This window comes from Marinagarivorans cellulosilyticus (genome assembly GCF_021655555.1).
In the GTDB taxonomy this organism is placed as follows: Bacteria; Pseudomonadota; Gammaproteobacteria; order Pseudomonadales; family Cellvibrionaceae; genus Marinagarivorans; species Marinagarivorans cellulosilyticus.
Genome location: NZ_AP023086.1, coordinates 125,580 through 142,678, shown reverse-complemented (window position 1 = coordinate 142,678; position 17,099 = coordinate 125,580). Strand labels below are relative to the sequence as shown.

Sequence of the window (17,099 nt, the reverse complement as noted above, 5' to 3'; positions counted from 1 at the left end):
GAGGGTTTAATTTATTGGTGGATGGTGGGGTTAAAAAACAGCTAAAGCGCAGCGATGCGCTTTAGCTGCTTGCGACCTACTCCATCCTTACGCTATTCGACGCAACTCAGCAACAGCCTCTTCAGGGTTTTCATGCGATGGCAATGATTTCATAATTAACATGAATTTGAGAGCGACTAGGAAGGCATATTATTTACGGGGCATATATGGAGCAGGACAAAGTGGCATAATTATCCAAAGTTAAAACATACTTAGATGACGAGCCAAGTACCTAGCAACTGCTCGTACACGCTCGACACCCCGATAATCACTGTGAGTCAGTACCCACAAACTGTTGATTCCAACCTCTTCCACAGTGAACAACCGTTTTATATTCCCTTGGTCAAATTCATCTGGTAAAAGAGCGAGGCCATGATTATTTTGGGCTAGATAAAACATTGCCACTAGATCGTCGGTGTTTATTGTAATATTTGCGCTATATAGTCTCTGAAGCCAAGTAAAGGCCTTACCTCGAGATAGAACACCTGACCCACCTATTAGCCTATGCTCACTCAGCTCGCTGGGTTTCGTTGGCGTTCCATATTTTGACAAGTAGCCGTAACCACCATATACGCCCCATTTTATATCCCTGACCTTTTTTCCTATAAAGCTGTCAGGAGGTGAGCTGGTGACCCGAATTGCAATGTCTGCCTCTCTAGTATTCAAACATAGCGCCTCATTTGACACCAACAGGTCCACATCAATATCTGGCCTTTCTTCTTTGAAGTTTTCAATAAGAGCGGGTAAATAACCATATGAAAAACTAGTGGGTGCGGTGATGCGAACTCTCGATGCTTCACCTGTATCTTGAAAAGCTAAAGTTCTTTCAATATCACCAAATGCTCTATAGGCATCCCGCGCTGGACCGATGAGAGACTCCCCTAGGTCAGATGCAATATATTCACCATTTTTACGAATAAAAAGCTTCCCGTACTCCTTTTCATAGTTTGTTAACCGCCTAAACAAGGTCGAATCACTCATACCTAGCTTCTTCGCTGCTGCCGGAATATTCTTCTCTTGTAGTAGCGTTAAGTATAGCTTGATCAAATTCCAATCCATAGGTCCACGGTCCTTCAATTTTGAAAACTGAATTCTCATTCTTACATATTGAATAAGCTTGAACAATGATCGTACGATGGACACGTAACGCAATGTTACTTAAATTAATTTCATAGCATTAAAACGAGAAATATATGATTGGATATACGTCACTTGGCACAAACGATCTAAATAGGTCAGCTTCTTTTTACGATCAAATATTTGAAGGCCTCGGTGGTAAACGGACATATGAAGTTGAAGACTTCGTTGTTTGGGGGAAGGACCCGACTCAGCCTATGTTTTCTGTCCATAAACCGTATGACGGAAAATGCGCAACGGTTGGCAACGGAGTAATGATAGCTCTTGTTTGCAGTTCTAAAAAACAAGTAGACGACACCTACAATCTAGCACTTAAACTGGGCGCTTTGGATGAGGGCGGACCTGGTGAGCGAATGGATGGTTTCTATGCTGCATATTTTAGGGACCCTGATGGAAACAAGTTAAATACTCACTATTTCGGTAATTAGATATGAGCAAGTCAATTCTGACCTTATCCGCGAAAAATAGGCTTCGATTTAGGCACCCTTCTCGTAGATCTTTTTTACTAGATACTGAACTTACTCTGCAACTTTACTCACAATGTCTCTGACTCTCTTGACACCTATAAGCTGTAGAAAAATGATTAGAGGCCCCAACTTTCTTGATTCAGCTCATTAATTTTAGCTTTGACCAACAGTATCGAAGCTACAACGATTAGCCTTTATTCAATTCAAGGTGGGCCGTTTACTGAGCGCTTGGTATTCCGGCGAAATTAAGTGCACGTGCCTACACTTAATTTCGCCGGAACTTTACTATTACTGTTTGACCATGCCATGCATCGTAAGCCAGCTAATAAAGGCATTAAACCAATCGGTGCTTGTTGTTTCTTTTGGATACATTCCAAAACCGTGACCGCCCTGTTCATAAAAATGGAACTCCACAGGTTTTTCGGCTTCGCGCCAACTTTTGATCAGCCCAAAATCAGTATCGGAGAATAAAGGATCGTCGGCCGCTAGCACGGCAAACAGCGGTGGTGCGTCTGCGGGAACCTTTACGGAATACAGCGGGCCGTAAATGTCGCCAATGAATGCAGGCTTAGCAGTTTCACCAACAATGGCAGTGGCAATGGTGAGCATTCCACCCGCAGAGAAGCCAACCATACCAATGCGTTGTGGATTAATTTTCCATTCAGCGGCCCGGCTGCGAATCAAGGCAAAAGCGGCCTCGGAATCCTCAAGCTGAGGCGCTAGGCGAACTTTCATTTGCTTCGGCTTTAACGGTTCACGTCGGCCGCTAGAGTCTGAAAACATCTTCGCCATAGAACGTTTAAATGCGGCCATGTCTTGCGGTGTTTGGTTCAGGCGGTATTTAAGCACGAATGCGGCGATACCGTGTTCGTTAAGGGCGCGGGCAACATCCCAACCTTCATTCTCCATCGACAGTGTGCGAAAACCACCGCCGGGAGCGACGACAACCGCCGTGCCATTAGCCTTGGCTGGGTTTGGTAAAAACGGCGTAAGTGTGGCCTGCGTTACGTTACGGGCAAACCGGCTGCCATACTGCGCATGCCATACCTCTTGCGCTGTCGCGCCGGGAAGTGGCGGCGTGGCGAGCTTAATTGCACTTGGTTGATCAGGCGTAGCGATAGGCGTCATTTCCTGATCTGATTCAGCACGAGCTGGCGCAGCTAAAAGGTAAAGCATCGCTAAAATCAGCGCTTGCCAAAAACTTGCGGCCATAATAAATGGCGATTTTTTAACGTATTTCATTTTTTTATTTCCTTTAAATTCGACCGGCTTTGCCAATGTTAGTGTGGCTTCTGCCAAGTGAAATTTTTGTGGTTATTAAGCGTGCATTATTGTTTCGAGGTTCTGACAATAGGCTTGATTGTCCCATCCTTATTAAAATAGACGCGATCAATCGCCACTGACCTTCTATAGCTGCCACCATCAGGAAGATCAGCGTTGTGATAAGCGAGGAAAGTCCCACCCTTAAATTCAAACATTGCGGGGTGAATAGTCGATGTGCCAGGCAATGGCTCCATAATTACCCCTTGGTATTTCCAAAGGCCCGTTGCCGATTTGCTGGTCGCGTAGGCAATGCTTTCTGGGAACCCAGCTGCATATACCAAATAATAAATGCCATTATGTTTTGACACATAAGGTGCTTCTTCAAAATTTGGAAGCGTTTTAACCGCGTTTATCTTGACGTTGCTCAGATCGCGGTTTTGCATTTTCCCTTGCGCATCTAAAGTATATTTTTCACCCTTTAAATGAATTAAGTCATTTTCAAGCTCAACCCACCATAACTGTTTGTTTCCCCAGTAAAGGTAAGCTCGGCCGTCGTCGTCAATAAACACAGCAGGGTCAATATTTCGCCAGCTATGATCTTTATATTGAGCGGTTTCTTCGAGCATAATCATTGGCATTGCTCGCGGATCCTCGAAAGGCCCCTCGGGGCTATCTGATACCGCTACGCCAATCGCAAAGCCAAATTCTCCATTAGTCTGCCCACCTTCGACGGTGACATAAAAAAAGTATTTTGACTTGCCCGATGCATCTTTTCGATGAATTACGTGATGCGCATACGCGTTGCCGGTTTTGTCACTGCCTCGCGCCCAATCAAAGTCTGAATAGCGAAGAACTGCGCCCTTATTTTCCCAGTTAATTAAATCGCTGCTAGTCCACAAGCGGTAGTCGTACATCCTGTAATCATTAGTACCCAAAGCCTGTTCGTCGTGGGTTGAATAAAGGTAGACCGTATCATCCTTAACCATAACGGCGGGATCTGCGGTATAAATAATGTCACCAATCTTGTTGGTTGGATCTTCTGTGTCGTATCTGATGATCGGGTTATCAAATATGGTAGGCAGCGGCTGCAAATCTGCCGACTCACCTCCTTCTTTATAATTACTGCAGGCTAAGAATGACGGCAAGAAAGCGCACAGAAATATAAGCGGTATGTATTTCATAGTAATTATGACCCAACCCTTTTTATTAATTTAAGTAATGGTTTACGCGAATTCAAACGGATTATCTAATTGGCTGTAATGCGAACGTGCGCCGCCCGTTTAAAGGGACTCGCAAGGAGCAAAAGAAGCTTTGTAACCTTGCTTGAGTGTAGCTATCGAACTGCAAGCCTCCTTTCCCCTCATGTAATCATATTATCATAATACAATATGCGCATTCAGAATTGAGTTATCCTATTATTTTTATATTTTTTAAAACCGATATGAAGATACGACAAAGCCTTTACAGGAAAATCATTAAGGTATCAGAAATGCGGTAAATAAGGATTTACGGGGCTGGACTTACGGAATACCCAATACTGATTTATTTAAAGGGTGATTTGTATGTGGGGTGAATAGACATCGCTACATAATCTGCAGTATCTATTGAGAATCTATTTCCTGATTCCGCCGATTGAGCTACGACATACATGGATGTGTTAATACGGCCTACTCACGAGCAGTGCATCCATGCCAGTGTTCGTAGCTTTTGCTACTGAATTAATTCAGCCTATTAAGGACGGCCGCTTAATACAACGCGAGCAAACATGGCGCGCGCTTAACCTGAAGAAATCGTATTACCGGCTTCAAGGGGTTGGATGATCCTCTCTTCATACTCCGGAGTTGTTCAAACATAGGAGCAGCTCACAAATTTTCAACTCTTTCGAAATGACCCCGCTGTCAGCCCCATTCAAGTGCCTTTTTCAAATTAGTGTCATTGCAATTAAATAATCACACGTTAGATTGTTACCTCACTTGGCAAGGGCACGGCTATTACTGAGTGAAGCAACTGACCATAGAAGTCAGGCAGAGTGGACCATACGATAAATTATTCCTTCATCGACAAAAGAGGCATATATGAAACCCATCAAGACAATTCTCGCCAGCGCAATTTTGGCGTGTAGTACCACAACAATGAGCTACGCTTTTGACAATGGTGTAAACCCGACTTACGAAGCTCCTAAAGTTAACCGCGCCCCTAAAATTGATGGCGTTGTCGATAACAAACTATGGGACGCGGCGCCATGGCGCGATGTGGCTTACACCATTATTGATAGTGCAAGCGCGGGAGACCCGGCACCAGAAGATATCTCGGGCCGCTATAAAGTTGTTTGGACCCATTCAGCTATTTATTTACTAGCAGAGATTAGCGACGATCGTTTATCAGACGATTACCCTAACCCTTTTGATAACTGGTGGAATGAAGACACTCTTGAAATATTTATAGATGAAGATAATTCCGGTGGTTATCACGGCTGGGAGCCTGTCGCAGGCGACCCCATGGCCGAACATAATGCCTATGCTTACCACATTGGCCTCGATAACCAAGCATTAGATATAGGCCCCAATGCCGATTTAGAAGTTGGCCCGCAAATGTATCCAGAACATATTACTGCCCGCTGGAAGCGAGATAACGACAGCCATAAAATTATTTGGGAAGTCAAGATTAAAGTCTTCGATGATACTTATTTACCGGGCATGAACCCAGCGCAACTCGCGATGAGCCGCCAATGGTTACATGCAGGTAAAACATTAGGGTTTATGGTGTCGCTAATAGATGCCGACGGTACCGACCTTGATAACAACGGTGGCCAAGACCGCGAATACTTTTTAGGCGATGTGGATGTACCAGTATGGCAAGAAGCCGACGGTGGCTTCCCAATGCCAGACTGGATGGGCAAAAACCGCGGTTGGGTTGATGCCAGTGTATTTGGTAATTTGAAGTTAGTGCGGTAGTACTAGAGGGGCGCTATAGGCGCCCCTTTTTGACAGGGCTTAATTGGACCTATTAGCGCTAACATGTAACACAGGTACTACAGAGCGATTGGCTGGCAGCACTAAACATCACACGTGCGCTGCACCTCTACCCCCCCCCCCCTTCACGTTGCAGATGGTATACATATTATCGATTTGCACGATTTATAGAGCTCTTTAAAGTGACTGCCTATGTGGGTGGTTTTTATCCGTTTAAAAGCACCCAAAGAGAGTCTAGAATAATACAGGCTCCCAATTTAATGGTTCGACTATGCTCTGCCGATCTTTTACACGTACTTCACTCGTCAATATTTGCGCATTGCTGCTAATTCAGTTTAGCGGGGCCACTTTAGGGCAGGGTAAGTCCCTCGCTCAAACCCCATTACCTAAAGCCAATTCGCAGCTTAATGTACCTGGCTTAGGGCCGTGCGACGATTCAAAAGATCGCACCCTTCACTACAACAATGAGCAGCCCATCACGGTGCTTGTGCATGGCTGTCATGGTTCTGCCGCTCGTTTTAAAGCGCTATCGCAAGTGTTGGCGTTTCATGGTCAGCAAAGTGCGTGTTTTAGCTATGATGATCGAGATGACCTGCAAGAGAGTTCACGGGAATTAGCCGATGCGGTCGAGCAGCTAGGTCAGCACCTTGGCGGCGAGCCCATCACGGTAATGGGGCATAGTCAGGGTGGGCTTATTGCTCGTAAAGCATTTGTGCAAAGCAACGATAAGGCATTGCCAGTGAGTACGCAGGTTAATCTAGTCACGATTTCGGCCCCCTTGTCGGGCATTGCGTCAGCCCGTTTTTGTGCCTACCCCGCGTTACGCATAGGTACGCTGGGTATTAATGATCTTATTTGTTGGGCAATTAGTGGCGACAAGTGGTTTCAAATAACTTATGCCTCCGATTTCATTCAGGCGCCAGGCGTCCTGTCGTCTAATGTTGCGCGATATTTATTAATCAGCTCCGATGAGCGGGGAACGTGTAGGCGAAGAGACGAAAAAGGGCGGTGCCAAGAGGATGACTTTGTGTTCTCGCTAGAAGAGCAGCAATTACCCAGCGTGGAAGGGCTGCGCCCAGAAACGATTCAACTAGCTGCGGGGCATGTCGAGATAGTAGGTAACGATGGCGTTAAACCTGTGCAGCTAATCAATGCTTTGCAAAGTGCTGGGTTTATCCACCACACAGAGTCATCATACAAGCAAGCTTTTACAAACTTACTAGATGAGCTTTACGCGGTGTCTGAGGAGTGATTTGCGTCTGCTTTAATTTTACATGTTCCGAGTTTTTAACATCGCCAGAACGCGGCAGCTGTGTAGTTAATTTGTAACTATTGAGCTATCTGCAGAATTGAGTGCTAACTGATCATTTCCTAGGCCGCTCAAGCCATCCATGGGCACTATACACGCACTCCCGGCGCGTGAATGCCTAGAAAACAATCAATCAGCCCTCTGGGCGAACAATATTTTTCTATAGCTGAATAGTTACGTTAATTTTTTATGGCAGTCTTTTTAGCCATAAAACAAGCGACGGAAAAGTTGCTCGCTATTGCTGATTTTGTATGATTAACGTCTCAAACACCGACGCAGCTTTGCTGCGCCCGAGTGCTTTGACTTGTTAACCCTTTGCCGAAAAAGACTCATGGTAAGTAACGCTTCCTTGAGGTAAATCACCGTTAAATACCATAGCTTGGAAATACTCAGGCGGCACACCAGGAAGTACTAAACCTTCTCTAGGCTTAAAGCCAAAACGATGATAATAGTTTGGATCTCCAAGTAACACGCAACCTTTTGCATTTATATTCTTTAGCTCTTGGATAGCGGCATTCATTAGCTTCAAGCCAATACCTTTACCCTGCTTACTCGGAAGAACTGAGATTGGGCCAAGACCATACCAACTATCTGTACTGTCAGAAATAGTAACCGGAGAAAGCGCCACATGCCCAACGATACTACCTTTATCTTCGGCAACTAGTGAAATTGATAATGCGCCTGATTCACGAAGCGCTTTAACAATATACTGCTCAGTATTATCCGTGTGTGGCGCATCAAGAAAAGCGGCAATAGTAACCTCATGGATGTTTTGAGCATCCCTTGGTTGTTCTTTACGAATACTAATGCTCAATCGGATATCTCCTTGAGGGTTAACGCCCGTAGCAGGCGCATTTATGTAGGTGTTTTTTGTGTACCAGCGTAGCGCCCGGCATGAAAAAAAACGCCGGAATAAATGTCGCACGGCCTACTCTTGTCAAATGGCACTTTGACGGACCGTTGATTGATGATGGAGCATTTTCCAACCGTTAACATTTTTCACCCAAATAGATGTACGATATGAGCCAATACCTGAAGTATTTGCTTTGTATTTTGCAAGAATGCAATCTCCGCTTAGATTTATAAATCTAAAATCATTCAGCTCATAAATTACAGATTTTGAGCTAGGAAGAATGTTTAGAATATCTCGTTTACTGTAGACCTTGCCGGAACTCCCAAACTCCTCAAAGTCATCTGAGAGAAGTTCACCTAGTCGATCCTTGTTCTTTCTTGTTGCCACATTTACGAGTTCTAACTCCAAAGACTTTATGATGTCGTGATCATCCATACTCATGCCATTTAACGCCCCACATAAGGGGCCGTAACGTAGTTGTTTTTTTGTTGTAGCATAGCGTGAAACAACAACAAAACAACGCAGTGAAGGTCCAGCCGCGAAGCGGCGAGCCTTGATGTGATTGTTAGGCAATTTCCTTGCTACGCATACACCTACTTTCATAAGTGTCAAAACTACCTTTATATTTAATTAACCTAAGAAAATACTCTGTTACTATATCCCTACAAGTTGCATAGATTGAAAATTGTTCGTCGTGAGATAAGTGACTTAAACCTGAATGCACGATTTCATTTCGGAGGTTTTTTATTTCTGTCAGACTAACCTCCATACTGACGGATTCGAACATTTCTTGAAGTAACGTCTTAAAATAGTACTTCTCATTGCTCGACGTCCAATAATAGCCACTCTTATATTTGTAACTTTTCGATTTAGCATAAGAGGATTTCAAATTTTCTAACAAAACAAACAAAGTAGCTAGCTTCAGTTCTATTTGGAGATTTTTCACTTCAGGAGTATTTAGCAGATCAACCACAACGTTTAATGCTCTTTTCTCATAAATTTCCGAGTAAGTATCAAAGCTATATTCTACTAACTGCTTTATATGAGAACTATTAGCACAACAAAAAGGTGGTCTAAAGTAATGATACGCACCTCGAACATTCCAAACATGTGATTTATTTGTGCCCTCTATATTCCAAGAATAAAATCTAACTTCTGAACATATTGCAAAAGAAAGTAAAACACTAATCTTTTGAACAACATCTACGACATGCTCAACATCTTGTTCCTTTATACCTTTGACCACCAATTTTGTAGATTCAATAAATTGACCTTTTAAGTCACTCTTTTTTGCATTAATAAAATCTGGCTCTTGATGAATCTCAATAGCCAGGCCAGCAACAGACAAGCAAATTTTATTTCTCACCCAGCCGCCAGCTTTGGCATCTGTTGTTTCTATTCCCAGAGCTAAAAAATTTGAAAGATAACAAACTAAGTTCATTTTAACTCCAAGTTGCATAACAGTTTATTAGACCGAATTATTCCATCTATTTCATCAGAAGCCAACATTAGCCTCCCCCCCTGAATCCCATGCAGCAACGGCTCTGTAAAACTGCACTTGTTTTGTGCATAAAAATGCGGGATTCTTCTGTGGCTGTTTACCTGAACTACAGAATCATGTAAAAACTGGACATAAAAATAGTTTATAAAGCGATTTATAGGCCCCTTTAGATGCGGCATGTAAACAGGTGACGGTACTGCGTTATTTTCATCAGGCGCCTCACTCTTGCGATGTAATGCCTAGAAAAGGCTTGCCTCCAAAGCCAGCCAACACTACCCCTCCAGCAAGGTCTCTAAACCGACCCGCGCTTTGCTAGGCACAAATTCTACAATGCTGTAATCGGCTATGCCGGCTTTATAAAATGGATCTTCTTTGACGATGGCTTCTATAATCACCCGCCGGCTTGCGCGTGCGATAATTGTGCCGCCGGTGCGTGGTTTTGTTGCCCCCGATATAACAAAAATGCCATTGCTGTAGTATTTATCGAGGTAGGTGCGGTGGGCTTCTAGGTGCTGTTCAACCAGCGAAAGGTCAACCTTGTAGGTTATAGAGATAATAAACACGGCTTACTCCATTAGGCAGCGGCGATTTTTTGTTAGTGTAGCAATATCATATTTTATCTGCGATGGTTATTGAATTATGAACTATTCGGTCCTAAAATAGCTAGCAATAGGTACCTTTTATGGCAACACAAACACAAGCTGGACCCGGCAGGCCTTTAGCCTTTGACCCACAGCAGGCATTGCAAGTAGCGTTAGAATTGTTTTGGCAGCAAGGTTATGAAGCCACATCAACAGCACAATTAATGGCTGCCATGGGCATTTCTAAGAGTAGCTTGTACCAAACTTTTGGCTCTAAACACGATTTGTACAATGCCTGCCTAGAGCAATATGGCGAGCTTACGGCCAACTACATGCGCTCCGCATTAAGCCAAGCCGCGTCGCCTAAACAGTTTGTATTGGACTTAATTACAGGTACTGCCGCACAAGCGGGTGCAGCAGATATGCCCAGCGGGTGTTTTATTGTTAATACCGCATGCGAATTAGGAGCGCACCACGAGTTTAGCGGCGCGCTATTGCTAAAACGGCGAGACAAGGCTTACCGCATTATTTTAGATGCCGTAAAGGCCATGCAGCAGTGCGGCGAAATCGGTAAGAAGAGGCAGTGTGATGCATTGGCTCGCCAAATTTTTGCTTGCATTTGCGGCATGAAGGTAATGGATAAAATGGCGTTTAGTGCTCAAGAACAAAACTGCTGCGTTGAAATGGTACACGCGCTACTTGAATACGAATAACCTAAGAACATCTCTAAAAATGCACTTTTTACGCGATAGCGGCATCAGCTCCGTCCTCGAGTCCTCATTTACACCACGTAAACTGCGGCTCTCCGGGCGGTGCTTCTTTGCTCTCACATAAAAATTACTATTTTTAGAGATGCCCGTAAATCAATATTTACCCGAGCGATGCTCGGGTTTATTTTCGTCAATATTGAACCGATTGGTTCAATATTAAATACCACTAAGAGGACATCACATGGAAGCCCCCATATCTACCCCAAACTACGGTACCTTAGATTTTGCTAACCATACCGCGCTTGTGACAGGTTGTAATCGCGGCATTGGTTTTGCGCTGGTGAAAGCCCTACTACAAACCCCCATTAAAAAAGTGTATGCAACAGCGCGTAACCTCGCCGCCATGCCCGATTTGCAACACGAAAAACTCGAAGTACTTGCGCTGGATATTACCGACCCTGCATCAGTAAAACGTGCAGCCGATATTGCCAACGATGTCAGCCTATTAATCAATAATGCCGGTATAGCCACAACTTACGGTTTTAGTAATAGCAATAACCAAGATTTAAACGCGGATATGGCAACCAACTATTTTGGCACCTTGAATGTTATTCAAACGTTTTTGCCGGCCCTAACAGCCAGTAGCCAACAGCAAGTACCAGCAGTAATTGCCAATGTAGTAACCATAGGTGCTTTTGCTAACCTTCCAGTATTGGGCAGCTATTGCGCCGCTAAAGCAGCGCTATTTTCGGCATCACAGGGCTTGCGCATAGAACTGGAAAACACTCCTATACAGGTGCATACCATTAACCCAGGGCCCATCGATACCGCCATGGCAAAAGATTTTAATGGCGATAAAACAAGCCCAGAAGATGCTGCCAATGCAATATTGCAAGGCTTAAAAGCAGGCACGCAAGATATTTTCCCAGACCCCGCTTCGCAAGCCATGTTTGCAGTATGGCAAGGAAACTATAAAGATTTAGAAGCCATGTTTAGCCAAATGAATCAGCAAGCCGGTTAATATTTTACAATCCATAAACCTTCTAGCTCGGGGCTAACGGGTGGATCTGGGATTTCATCTAAAATCATTAGGCATTGGGTCAATTTTTGCCCCAATGCCGATTCTTTTTGCGCCATTACAAATTGCCAAATATAGCGCCTAAGCTTTTCGATATGAAATAACACCTCTTTATCCATAAGGTAGGCGCGTTCTATTTCGCGATAATGCTCGGTAAGTTTTTCACTGTGTACCAGCTCCAAGAAACGTACGTAACCTTCGTTAATAATTTCTGAGCGTTCGATTGTAGCCACAATATGAATCATGGAATTTTGCAACAGATGAATGGCCCTATTGCCATGGGTATAACCAAACGACGTTAAATACTCTCGTAAGATATCGGTGCAAGCAAGGGTATAACCCAGTGAGCATTTCACCGTATCAATAAATGCGGGCATAACCTCTGCGGGTACGGCTGGCTCTTTGCTGGTGGTAGGCTCCAATAACGAAATAAGCACGCGTCCAGCCTCGGCATAGCGGCTATCTAAATTCACTTTAATTACGGGGATCAAATCGCCAAGCGTGCGCTGGCTTTTATTGTGGTGTTTACGATAAACGGCATACACACTGTCAAGCAATTGGATCAGCTGCCCCCAAGAGGAAATATCCCGTGCTATTTTACCTTTCGGGTAACCTGTGCCATCGGGTAATTCATGGTGATCAGCTACCGCGGCACTTACATCGCGCGGCAGCCCTTTCACCAAAGATAATATATTACTTCCAACCTGTGTGTGCGTTTTAACCTCCAGCCATTCTTGGGCCGTAAGTTTTCGCTTTGCTGCGGGTATTTCAGGGTTGATATGCAACATGCCTATATCGTGGCACATGCCAGCAATAAATAACGAACCAATTTCTGGCCCGGCCTTATTCATTTTTTGGTAAATAACAGTACTTAACCAAGCGCAAAAAATGGATTGCCGATAGGTTGCGGGTAAGCGTACACGCATTACACTAAGGTGCTGGCGCAAAATGGCGTAGCGGCACAATAATTTACAACACGCTTTAACAACGTTTGCATCTAAATGCGCTTTAGCAATAATTTTTAACGAGTCATCATCATTGATGGTCGACATAATATCTAAGTACAGCTGTTCGGCGGTTAGCTCGTTACCTAAAGAAACCACAGCAAATACTGGCAACTGTATTTCAGAGGCATCCAACGCCATTAAGGCAACATCGTCCATGCGTAAACCGCTGTCGCAGATTGGCTCACCAGAGCTACTCTTTAACGCCATATTGGCATACACCGGGTTTTCGTCACCCAATGCCACTAAGTGCGCAATATAAGCATGCTCAAACGCCATCAAAGATTCTGTAGCAGGTACTGGCGCACCTTGAACCGATGTATTGATATGAGCAGAAGCATTCATAGCTGTTATATCTCACAAAATATTGCACGTTAAAAACCGCTAGCTTATGCCATTTAAAGCGCATAGATACCAAAACACTAAATAGCATAAGCCACAACAACTTATAACATCCCAGTCTAAAAACCGGCTAGCCGTAAAGGGTTATGGGAATTAGTGGTTTAAAATAACAGTTTGAAATTGTGTTTAACCAGCCTTTTAACGCCAAGTGGTTGTTTTACACGCTCAGTGGTAACCGTTAAAAAACTCTATTTTTATAGAGTTTTTATTGAGGTTTTACTGTGGGATATAACTAAAAGTTTAATTGAATGCAGGCAGATCTGTCTGCATAAAAGTTGTATTGACTACAACAATGCACTTATGACGAAAGCTGGCCAGCCTGCTTGGGCGCCGGCAGAAAAAGGGCAAACAGTACGGCGATGGGGCCAAATACGCTGCCTAATGCAACCCATAAACTAGGGTTCAAATTGCGCTTGCGGGCGATGCCGAAACACACCAACATACAAATCAAACTGACAATAAAAAGATAACCAAGCATGTGTTGTCGCCTCTGTGATTGTTTTAATGCTAACTTTCCGCAGCTCCAACCAATTATATACCTAAAACCTAGCCTGCGGGGCAAGCTAGGTTTTAGTTTAGAGCATAAGCACTATAAAGGTGCCTTTAACAAAAGCGGTAAATATTCGAGGCTTTTGCTAGGCGGCCTGGTGCTCCTTTTGGCTAATGCTCTCGCCTTCCGTTTTAGCATCCACAACCTCGCCATTTTCGAGGGCGCGCGATGTACTGTGGTTAATTGGGATGCTGCGCGGCTTCATCGCCTCGGGCACTTCTTTGAGTAAGTTAATAGTCAGTAAACCATTACTTAAATTAGCGCCTTTCACTTCGATATGATCGGCTAAATTAAATTTTCGTTCAAACGAACGGTTGGCAATACCTTGGTGTAGGTAAGTTGCTTGTTTATTGGCGGTTTTTTTACCGCGCACGGTCAGTACGCCCTTTTCTACTTGGATATCTAAATCCTCTTCAGCAAAGCCTGCCAAAGCCAAGGTTATAGCATAGTGGTTCTCTTCCAGTACTTCGATATTGTAAGGGGGGTAACCCGTACTTACTGAGTCACTTTTTAAAGTGCTATCTAATAATGCTGCCAAACGATCAAAGCCAACACTGTTACGATAAAGGGGGGTTAAATCAATTGAGTTCATAGTCTATTCTCCGAAAAGCAATAATTTAATAAGAACAATATGTACCTTAACGCACTGCTAGAGTCTCGCCGGTACGCTTTAAATATGTGTTCTCTTTTATCGCTTTCAAGGGATATTTTTAAAAAACATTATTTAAATCCCCACCCCTTGAAAAACACATTGCGGCCACAATATTAAACTGATGCCAGATTGCCAACAAAACCTGCAGGCATAAAAAAAGCAGCTATTATCGCTGCTTTTTATTACCTACCCTAAACTGACTAGAATAATGAGCCGTAATTGGTATCTAACTTAAAGCCCACCTCTACAGTAAAGGTATTGCTGTTAGGTGTACCCCGTGTGTTGCTGATATCTACCCAATCTTGGCTATACGATAACTTTACAAAAGCCGATTCCCCCATGGCCGCGCGCACACCAATACCAGCGCCATAACGCCATGCGGTATCTGAATATGTGGGTTGTACAACATCGCAAATATAACCCCACCACGGGTCCCACCAACATCCACCGGTAGGTGGGCGAGAAGCAATATTGGAATTAATATAGCTCCAACCTAAACGGCCACTAACAAAAGGGGCTATCTTCCCCTGGGTAAAATAATATTCCCCGCCAAATGTAAAATTGAAACCATCATACACATGGGAGAATTGCTGCGTGTCTTCGTCTTCTAATTGTCGCGTACCAACATATTGCGCAGAATGCCAAGAGGTATCAATGCGCCAAGATATCTGCGGTGTATAAAAGTAGTTAAAACCAAAACCAAAACCGTGGTCTTTAGAGACGTCAGCAGTAGCCCCGCCATCAAACTCAATTAAACCGCCTTGGTTATAGGGAATAAAAAAGGAAAATTCCGAATCCCCTGCCTTTCTGAATTGTTCCGCATGGCTAGTTAAAGCCATGCCATACAACAGACATAAAGCTAATATTAAACGCATAGTATTTTCTCCGGTTTTACAAAAAATATTAATTACACGGCAGGCTCGCAGCCTTCCACTAAAATAACATGACTGGTAGTGCTACTATGGCGCAACGCAAATAGCGGCTGCGCTTCTGGGTCACTCAAAAAGGATTGTGCATGCTCTTTTGATGGGAATTCCAAAACTACCACTCGCGACGGCTGCCAATCGCCTTCCATTACCGTCGGCTCAACGCCTTTCACGATATATTTACCTTGGTGTTTGGCAATGTAAGCGGGAATAACCTCCGCATAGTGTAAGAATTTTTCCAGGTGATGAATGGTTAAATCTAAAATTAAATAGGCTTTCATTCCGATACCACCTCAGGGCCCACTTTAGAGACCGAAAACTGATTATTTAAAACACGCACTTCGCGCTGCGGGAAAGGTATAGAGAAGCCATGCTCTTGCAGGGATTCTAATATCATTAATAACAAATCGCCACCTACACGATTAGGCCCATCATCGATACCTTCCATCCAGAATTCTACAAACATATTAATACCTGAATCGCCAAAGCTGTCTATTTCACAATCAGGTTTTTCTTCTATTGGTAAATCATCATCACTAAGTACTTGGGGATGGCTTGCCACCGTAAGCTTAATAATATCAACTAGCTTGCGAATATCGGAATCATAAGCCACAGAAAAATCAACGCGGTAACGTTGCTTTTTATTTTTATGCGTCCAGTTAGTAAAGGTTTCTACAATAAACTTTTCGTTTGGCACCATTATATCTTTGCCATCGTAAGTTTCTAATGTCGTGGAGCGCATATTCAACTCACGAACGATACCCGTTCTACCATCGTCAAACTCGACATAATCACCCAACGATACCGAGCGATCTAAAAGAATAATAATGCCAGAAATAAAATTAGAGGCAATGGCCTGTAAACCAAAGCCCAAGCCTACACCTACCGCACCACCAAAAACCGCAAGCGCCGTTAAGTTAATCCCCATAACTTGCAGCAACACTAGGGATATAGCAACAAAAACACCGACCTCAAATAACTTAGCGGCAACTTCTTTTGTGCGGAAGTCCAAGTGCTTTTGCCGGCGGATAATATTTTTACCCGTACTATTAGAAACTCGACCAAGCCAAAACAGTAGCGAGCCAAATATAAACACGCGTGCAATACCATAAGCGGAAATATCAATGTTACCGATGCTGATCGAGATAGATTCAAGTATGGCAATTAACCCCGCTAGGGCGCCCACCATGTGCAAGAACAAAATAGGAATACCAAACCACCGCAATATATTGGCAACCGCAGGGCTATTTACAAATTCTTGTATAAATGAATTGAAAATAAGCAATAAAGCAATAGTTAAAGCAGCCTGCATGAGCCAGTGCTGCTGAATAGTAACACTGGTGATTTCGATAGAAATGCGCAAAAGACAAATCGCGATAAGCGGAAAAATAAAATTGCCCACTTTGCGCCAAAAACTGCGCAGCGGATGGCCTTTTACACCATCATCTGGCTGCTTTGCAAAACGGCTATGCTTGCGAATATGGTAGGCCATCACAAAGGCCAATAAGTAAATACCCAATACCACACCAAGCTGGATATAGGTTTCTGGCTGGGATAAGCCTTCGATAACACCCGTTTTGACTTGCTCGATGAGAGCCTGAAAGTTACCCTCTGCCATGTTTTTGCCTTTTTGATGTGGAAGAAATAGCTGCCAA

The 17,099-nt window shown here is 43.8% G+C and carries 18 protein-coding genes; 5 read left to right on the top strand and 13 right to left on the bottom strand.

Features of this window, described 5'->3' with window-relative positions; translation table 11 throughout:
• Positions 1-240 precede the first annotated feature (240 nt).
• A complete protein-coding gene (locus MARGE09_RS00575; protein ID WP_236985414.1) occupies positions 241-1,098 on the bottom strand; it encodes a LysR family transcriptional regulator in 858 nt (285 codons plus the stop codon).
• Positions 1,099-1,232: 134 nt separating this feature from the next.
• Here MARGE09_RS00575 and MARGE09_RS00570 point away from each other — a divergent pair, with 134 nt between their 5' ends.
• A complete protein-coding gene (locus MARGE09_RS00570) occupies positions 1,233-1,604 on the top strand; it encodes a VOC family protein (RefSeq protein WP_236985412.1) in 372 nt (123 codons plus the stop codon).
• A gap of 327 nt (positions 1,605-1,931) precedes the next feature.
• Here MARGE09_RS00570 and MARGE09_RS00565 read toward each other — a convergent pair whose 3' ends face one another.
• Together MARGE09_RS00565 and MARGE09_RS00560 are read right to left on the bottom strand one after the other, a co-directional pair.
• The gene (locus MARGE09_RS00565; RefSeq protein WP_236985410.1) at positions 1,932-2,885 is read right to left on the bottom strand and encodes an alpha/beta hydrolase; all 954 of its coding nucleotides are present in this window, start codon (positions 2,883-2,885) and stop codon (positions 1,932-1,934) included.
• 86 nt (positions 2,886-2,971) lie between these two features.
• On the bottom strand, positions 2,972-4,087 hold the full coding sequence (locus tag MARGE09_RS00560) for a glycoside hydrolase family 43 protein (RefSeq protein WP_236985409.1): 1,116 nt from the start codon (positions 4,085-4,087) through the stop codon (positions 2,972-2,974).
• An 894-nt stretch (positions 4,088-4,981) separates the two neighbouring features.
• Between MARGE09_RS00560 and MARGE09_RS00555 the strand changes: the two genes are divergently transcribed.
• Both MARGE09_RS00555 and MARGE09_RS00550 read left to right on the top strand, forming a co-directional pair.
• Complete coding sequence (locus tag MARGE09_RS00555; RefSeq protein WP_236985408.1) at positions 4,982-5,860, top strand: sugar-binding protein; 879 nt, start codon at positions 4,982-4,984, stop codon at positions 5,858-5,860.
• Between the two features lie 289 nt (positions 5,861-6,149).
• Complete coding sequence (locus tag MARGE09_RS00550) at positions 6,150-7,130, top strand: lipase family alpha/beta hydrolase (RefSeq protein ID WP_236985406.1); 981 nt, start codon at positions 6,150-6,152, stop codon at positions 7,128-7,130.
• Positions 7,131-7,494: 364 nt separating this feature from the next.
• Here the strand turns inward: MARGE09_RS00550 and MARGE09_RS00545 are convergent, their stop codons facing one another.
• The 4 genes from MARGE09_RS00545 to MARGE09_RS00530 all read right to left on the bottom strand — a co-directional run bounded on the left by MARGE09_RS00545 (position 7,495) and on the right by MARGE09_RS00530 (position 10,104).
• Positions 7,495-8,001 (bottom strand): GNAT family N-acetyltransferase, encoded by a 507-nt coding sequence (locus MARGE09_RS00545; RefSeq protein ID WP_236985404.1) that lies wholly within the window; start codon positions 7,999-8,001, stop codon positions 7,495-7,497.
• Between the two features lie 123 nt (positions 8,002-8,124).
• Positions 8,125-8,643 (bottom strand): nuclear transport factor 2 family protein, encoded by a 519-nt coding sequence (locus tag MARGE09_RS00540; RefSeq protein ID WP_236985402.1) that lies wholly within the window; start codon positions 8,641-8,643, stop codon positions 8,125-8,127.
• Positions 8,606-9,481, bottom strand: coding sequence for a hypothetical protein (locus tag MARGE09_RS00535; RefSeq protein ID WP_236985400.1), 876 nt, complete (start codon positions 9,479-9,481; stop codon positions 8,606-8,608). Before MARGE09_RS00535 ends, MARGE09_RS00540 begins: the two co-directional genes overlap by 38 nt.
• A 332-nt stretch (positions 9,482-9,813) precedes the next feature.
• Complete coding sequence (locus MARGE09_RS00530) at positions 9,814-10,104, bottom strand: YciI family protein (protein WP_236985399.1); 291 nt, start codon at positions 10,102-10,104, stop codon at positions 9,814-9,816.
• A gap of 119 nt (positions 10,105-10,223) precedes the next feature.
• On the opposite strand from MARGE09_RS00530, the gene MARGE09_RS00525 reads away from it, so the two are divergent.
• Positions 10,224-10,835 (top strand): TetR/AcrR family transcriptional regulator, encoded by a 612-nt coding sequence (locus tag MARGE09_RS00525; RefSeq protein WP_236985398.1) that lies wholly within the window; start codon positions 10,224-10,226, stop codon positions 10,833-10,835.
• Positions 10,836-11,073: 238 nt separating this feature from the next.
• Positions 11,074-11,853, top strand: coding sequence for an SDR family NAD(P)-dependent oxidoreductase (locus MARGE09_RS00520; RefSeq protein ID WP_236985396.1), 780 nt, complete (start codon positions 11,074-11,076; stop codon positions 11,851-11,853).
• On the opposite strand, the gene MARGE09_RS00515 is transcribed toward MARGE09_RS00520, so the two are convergent.
• The 6 genes from MARGE09_RS00515 to MARGE09_RS00490 all read right to left on the bottom strand — a co-directional run bounded on the left by MARGE09_RS00515 (position 11,850) and on the right by MARGE09_RS00490 (position 17,062).
• The gene (locus MARGE09_RS00515; protein ID WP_236985394.1) at positions 11,850-13,259 is read right to left on the bottom strand and encodes an HD-GYP domain-containing protein; all 1,410 of its coding nucleotides are present in this window, start codon (positions 13,257-13,259) and stop codon (positions 11,850-11,852) included. The genes MARGE09_RS00520 and MARGE09_RS00515 overlap by 4 nt on opposite strands.
• A gap of 355 nt (positions 13,260-13,614) precedes the next feature.
• Positions 13,615-13,794, bottom strand: a complete 180-nt coding sequence (locus MARGE09_RS00510; protein ID WP_236985393.1) for a hypothetical protein — start codon at positions 13,792-13,794, stop codon at positions 13,615-13,617.
• A gap of 157 nt (positions 13,795-13,951) precedes the next feature.
• On the bottom strand, positions 13,952-14,458 hold the full coding sequence (locus MARGE09_RS00505) for an Hsp20 family protein (protein ID WP_236985391.1): 507 nt from the start codon (positions 14,456-14,458) through the stop codon (positions 13,952-13,954).
• Positions 14,459-14,718: 260 nt separating this feature from the next.
• The gene (locus tag MARGE09_RS00500) at positions 14,719-15,393 is read right to left on the bottom strand and encodes an outer membrane beta-barrel protein (RefSeq protein ID WP_236985389.1); all 675 of its coding nucleotides are present in this window, start codon (positions 15,391-15,393) and stop codon (positions 14,719-14,721) included.
• A gap of 32 nt (positions 15,394-15,425) precedes the next feature.
• The gene (locus tag MARGE09_RS00495) at positions 15,426-15,725 is read right to left on the bottom strand and encodes a DUF1330 domain-containing protein (protein WP_236985388.1); all 300 of its coding nucleotides are present in this window, start codon (positions 15,723-15,725) and stop codon (positions 15,426-15,428) included.
• The gene (locus MARGE09_RS00490; protein WP_236985386.1) at positions 15,722-17,062 is read right to left on the bottom strand and encodes a mechanosensitive ion channel family protein; all 1,341 of its coding nucleotides are present in this window, start codon (positions 17,060-17,062) and stop codon (positions 15,722-15,724) included. Before MARGE09_RS00490 ends, MARGE09_RS00495 begins: the two co-directional genes overlap by 4 nt.
• Positions 17,063-17,099: the final 37 nt, after the last annotated feature.